Here is a 418-nt window from a genome sequence, read left to right as displayed (position 1 = left end):
AAAAGAATATTTTAACTGGTAATTTGACTTGTTAGATTCGTGACCATTGCATAGCGCAGTTGCTTCGGAGGTCCGATGAGCCGTTCCCACCCCACTGCGTCCGGCATCGACGAAATCGTCCGGCAACTGCAGTCGAACTGCGCACGCGAGTTCGACGACGCGCGCGCGATGCCGCCAGCCGTCTACACCTCGCCGGCCTTCCTCGAACGCGAGCAGCAGACGATCTTCCGCGACGAATGGCTCTGCGTGGGCCGCGCCGGCGCGCTCGCCAACCCGGGCGACTATCTGACGGCCGACCTCGGCGGCCAGCCGGTGGCGGTGCTGCGGGCCGAGGACGGCACGCTGCGCGCGTTCTCGAACGTCTGCCTGCACCGCATGTCGGTCCTGCTGGAAGGACGCGGCAACGTGCGCCGCATCG

The 418-nt window shown here is 65.1% G+C and carries 1 protein-coding gene; it reads left to right on the top strand.

The window, feature by feature from the left end; all coding sequences use genetic code 11:
• Positions 1-75: 75 nt before the first annotated feature.
• On the top strand, positions 76-418 hold a 343-nt coding region (locus FQ705_RS04565), incomplete at its 3' end, for an aromatic ring-hydroxylating oxygenase subunit alpha (RefSeq protein ID WP_144138231.1).

It is taken from the genome of Paraburkholderia sp. BCC1884, assembly GCF_900996225.1.
Taxonomy (GTDB): Bacteria; Pseudomonadota; Gammaproteobacteria; order Burkholderiales; family Burkholderiaceae; genus Paraburkholderia.
The sequence above is the reverse complement of the archived record's forward strand: the minus strand, read 5'-3'. Positions and strand labels throughout refer to the sequence as shown.